Origin of the sequence: Okeania sp. SIO2B9 (assembly GCF_010672505.1) — a bacterium.
Taxonomy (GTDB): Bacteria; Cyanobacteriota; Cyanobacteriia; order Cyanobacteriales; family Microcoleaceae; genus Okeania; species Okeania hirsuta.
Window position 1 is genome coordinate 1 of record NZ_JAAHGK010000646.1, and the last position, 4,287, is coordinate 4,287.

3 protein-coding genes are annotated in these 4,287 nt (G+C 34.8%); all 3 read right to left on the minus strand.

Translation table 11 applies throughout. The features are described from left to right. Nucleotides 1-28 precede the first annotated feature (28 nt). On the minus strand, nt 29-1,003 hold the full coding sequence (locus F6K13_RS20780; RefSeq protein ID WP_287288232.1) for a hypothetical protein: 975 nt from the start codon (nt 1,001-1,003) through the stop codon (nt 29-31). 286 nt (nt 1,004-1,289) lie between these two features. Further along, on the minus strand, nt 1,290-3,227 hold the full coding sequence (locus F6K13_RS20785; protein WP_161564680.1) for a glycosyltransferase family 39 protein: 1,938 nt from the start codon (nt 3,225-3,227) through the stop codon (nt 1,290-1,292). Between the two features lie 23 nt (nt 3,228-3,250). Beyond that, the coding region (locus tag F6K13_RS20790; RefSeq protein WP_287244407.1) for a transposase at nt 3,251-4,287 on the minus strand (1,037 nt) is incomplete at its 5' end.

The window sequence follows — 4,287 nt, forward strand, 5'->3', positions numbered from 1 at the left end:
TCAAATATATAAATGAGTATTTAGCAAATCATTCATTTATCAAAGAAATGAATGCTTTAAATAGGGCAATATTCAAAGTTATTTCAAGTGTATATTCAGTAAAGTAATAGGTATTAGTAACAAATACTTTTAGTTCCCTTTCATCACTTAAAATAACTTTGAATATTGCCCTATTTAAAGCATTCATTTCTTTGATAAATGAATGATTTGCTAAATACTCATTTATATATTTGGATATAGTATATTTTCTGTACTCTATTTCCTCTTCCCCTCTAACTTCTAAATCTTGCGTTTGTATTCCTAATTTATTTTTCACAAAATGATCGAACTCTCGTGGAAAAAGTTTGTAATCATTTACCTTCTCTTCAAAAAGACAATTTTCTTTGAAAGAATCCGCATGAATTTTATATCGAAGCATTTGTCTATAAAGCTCCCAAGGATATTTAAAATTGCGTTTATTCCCTTCAATTAAATCAATAATTTTTTGATTATTAGGTAAAATTGTGTCAAGACATCTTTTCTTCCATACTTTTTTCACATCGCCTGAATTTCCTTTTGTTGCCTGTTCTGAAAATGGACCATATTCCTCAAAAATAGACCTATTTTCTTCTAAAAGGTCATTTACTTCTCTCAAAATCTCATTTTCATCAGTGGTTACCAGAGTCTTAAAAAGTGCTTGGATTTTACTAGAGTGTTGCTCTTTCCATTCGCAGATTTTTTCGACTGAATATTTATCCTCAAGTTCATCTATCATCTTATGGCAATCAAGACAAAGCATAATTAAGTTAGACGTACCATTCTTTTGTATAGAATCAGCTAGTGCGTGTTCTGAGCGATGTCCAGTATTTCCTGCCCCAATAATATGAGCAGCATTGGCTATACTGACAGATTCATCTCCAATATCCGAAAACAGGTACTTATGACAACTAGGGTTTTGACAAAATCCTCCGCACTGAGACCATAACTTTCGTTTTGTATTAGTTGATATTGATTCCCTAGCCATTTATGATATTTGCTGTATTGATTTGGATGAAGGTTTGAATAAGTAATACTAACATGAGATTTCTAATATTTAGGCAATTCTCTAATGTCTAATTTATAGTTAAGACGTACCGCCTTTTTAGGCTTATAAAAATCCCTTCGTTCAAAAGTTTATCACCAATAAATCTAACAATAAGTTTACCTTTTAGCGTTAGTTTTCATGGATAATTTTGCAGAAAAATATAGTATTTGAAAAAGCATATATTAATCTTTGAACCCACTGATATATCCAACAAAAAAATCAAATTTTAACGACAATGATACAACTTATAACGATAACCATTTATTTTAGGTAGAGAATTAGAATACTTCCGACAATTGAAAGTTTCTAAATCGCTTCCTTCCACTTTCAAATTAACTGCCCATAAATCTAGAGGTCGTGGTGTTTGAGAAAGGAATTTAGCCAAAGCTGAATCAGGAATTAATCTTTGCTCTTGTTGTCTTTTCATTAATAAAAATCGAGGTTGAAAAAAACTAGAGATATTGATTTTCTCTTCTTGACGTTTAAATTCCAGACCAAGGGCAATTAAAGCCCGAATTTCAGCATGAGTTTGATAAGTTGTAGCAATTAAAGACGGATTTTTAGACTGTTTTTTAATTGCCTCAACTAAAAGGTCTGCACGCCGTGATTTTTGATATCCATAATTACTAACCACCGTTAATCCACCGCATAAACCCATTAACAAAACAACAACAACAACTCTTTTATTAATCAGTTTTAAATTTGCCGAAATTAAATCTTTTTTCGTTGCTCCTTCCCCTTTTATTTTCCCACTTCCCAACTTCTGTAAAAAATTTATTAACTGGAAAAATTGAAAATTTTTCTCCTTCTCAGAAAAAACATTTTCCACCTCTGCCTGATTTTCCAAATTATCAAAATAATTGGGTCTAAAACCCCACCTTTTAAGGCGAAATATTTTTGGATAGTTGCTCAAATCCCCGTTATAAAAATCACTTCTGATAACTTCGTTAACCCAACACTTGCCCAAAATTGCCGCCAATAAAATAATGACAATAGGAAAATAAACAAAATGATAACGAGCAGCAAGAGATAAATCTTTACCCATACCATAAATAATAAGTAAAAATAAAGCGATCGCTCCTACAAAAAAACCGACAAAAACCTGAAAAGATAAACGATTATCTATATCATTTATCAGTGCTTTCCCACCTTGCCATAAACCAGGAACAACCCAAAGCAACATAACCAAAAGTGTCACTCCAGACAAAATAGTAACAAATAAACTTGTGCCTTCAATGGGCAAAAGCCATACCATTGTCAATACCCAACCCAATAAACGAGGGATAGGATGCCAAATTTCATCAAGCTCAAAGCTAGTTGATATCCAGTCAGTCAGTTGACTATTGCCAATACCACCTACAATAGGCCACCAAACCAAACCACTAATCAGCGTTCCCAGAGCAACCAAATAAACTCGCAACCAATAGCGTTGAAATAGGTTTTGAATATCTCTCAACCAAAACCAACCAATAACTAATCCCTCCGCAGTCAACGCCAAGGCAAAAAAATAGTGAGTGGAAATGCCCAAACTATTAATTATAACCCAAAGAAAGCCCAGCCATATCGGAAATATCTTGCGTTTTTGAAGATAGGGTATTATTGCTGTCAAACAAGTTACAGAAGCAATAATCCATAAAATTGTTAAAGTATAATGACGAGATTCTTGGGCGAGGTAAATGCCATAAGGAGAAATAGCCATCAATGCTGCTGCTATATGACCTATTAATGGAGAAAATGCCAACCAACCCAAGCCAAAAATTGCCGGAATAGTAATTACACCAAAAATAGCACTGAGCGATCGCCCTACCCAAAGAGAAACCAATTCTCCGTCAGTGGTGAATAATTTAAACCACAAATGATTTAGTACAAAATAGAGTGGAGGATGATTATCTTCACCCAGTAGATGATGAATAACATCGGTAGGAGTAGAGGTTGACTCAAATTGTAAGGGTGACAGTAATTGGTCTAGACTAATAACTCGATCTAAAGGTAGGTCAAAAAAGCTATGACCTAGACTATAACCCAATGTAGCAATTTCGATAGATGAGGCAGATTTTTCAGCTAAGTTTGTCCAACGTAGAGTAATGCCTAGAACTATCCAACTAAATAGCAGTATTAGATGCAACCACCTCTGATGATTTTGGTTAACTCGATCATTTCTCATTCTTTTGAGTGACATCTCCCACACTAAGCTGACGCTATAGTATGGACTTCTCGTTTCCTAGCCCCGGTATCCCGTCGGGCTCCACGAGCTTTAAGGACGGAATGCCCTACCGCCCTATTTTTGATATTTATCGCCGCATTTAAGTCGCGGTCTATTACTATGCCACAATGCGGACAAGAATGAGTTCGTATGTCTAATTCTTTAGGGACTTTTTCTCCACAATTTGAGCAATCTTGGCTTGTATTTTTGGGGTTCACAGCTATAGTCTTTTGTCCAGCATTTCCAGCTTTGACAGTTAAAATAGATAAGAATTGTCCCCATCCAGCATCATTAATTGATTTACTCAAACGGGTTTTTGCTAGCCCTTTAATATTTAAGTTTTCATGGGCGATAACTTCAGCTTTTGATAATAATTCATTGGCTGTTTTGAAGTGAAAGTCTTTACGCTTGTCAGCTACTTTTTTATGTTGTTTAGCCACAGCTAGAAGAGCTTTTAACCATCTTTTGCTACCTTTCTTTTTACAGGATAAGCGTTTTTGTAGAGTCTTTAATCGCTTCTGAGATGAGCGATAATATTGAGGAATGGGAACCGACTCTCCGTTACTTGTTACCAAAAAGTCTTTTAACCCCATATCTATCCCCAAAGTATTTTCTGAGGTAGGTTTAACTTCAGTTGTGAACTGAGGAACCGACTTATCTTCTAGGGATAGCGTCACATAATAACCATCAGCTTTGCGACTAATAGTAACAGTTTTGATTTGAAATCCTTCTGGTATTGGTCGATGCTGAATCAACTTTACCTTACCAATTTTGGGCAAGTTTATCTTGTTTCCTTCAATGCAGTCTTGCTTGATTTGAGGATAGCAAAAGCTTCGATAACGTCCTTTTCCCTTAAACCTTGGCTTCCCTAATCTAGTTCCATTTTTGTCTGCCTTAAACCATCTATCAAAGGCAAGTTTTACCCGTTTTGTGCAGTCTTGTAATACCTGAGAATGAATTAGCTTGTATTCAGGAAACTTATCTTTGGTATTGACTAAATCTCGTTTTTGAGAGTAATAAT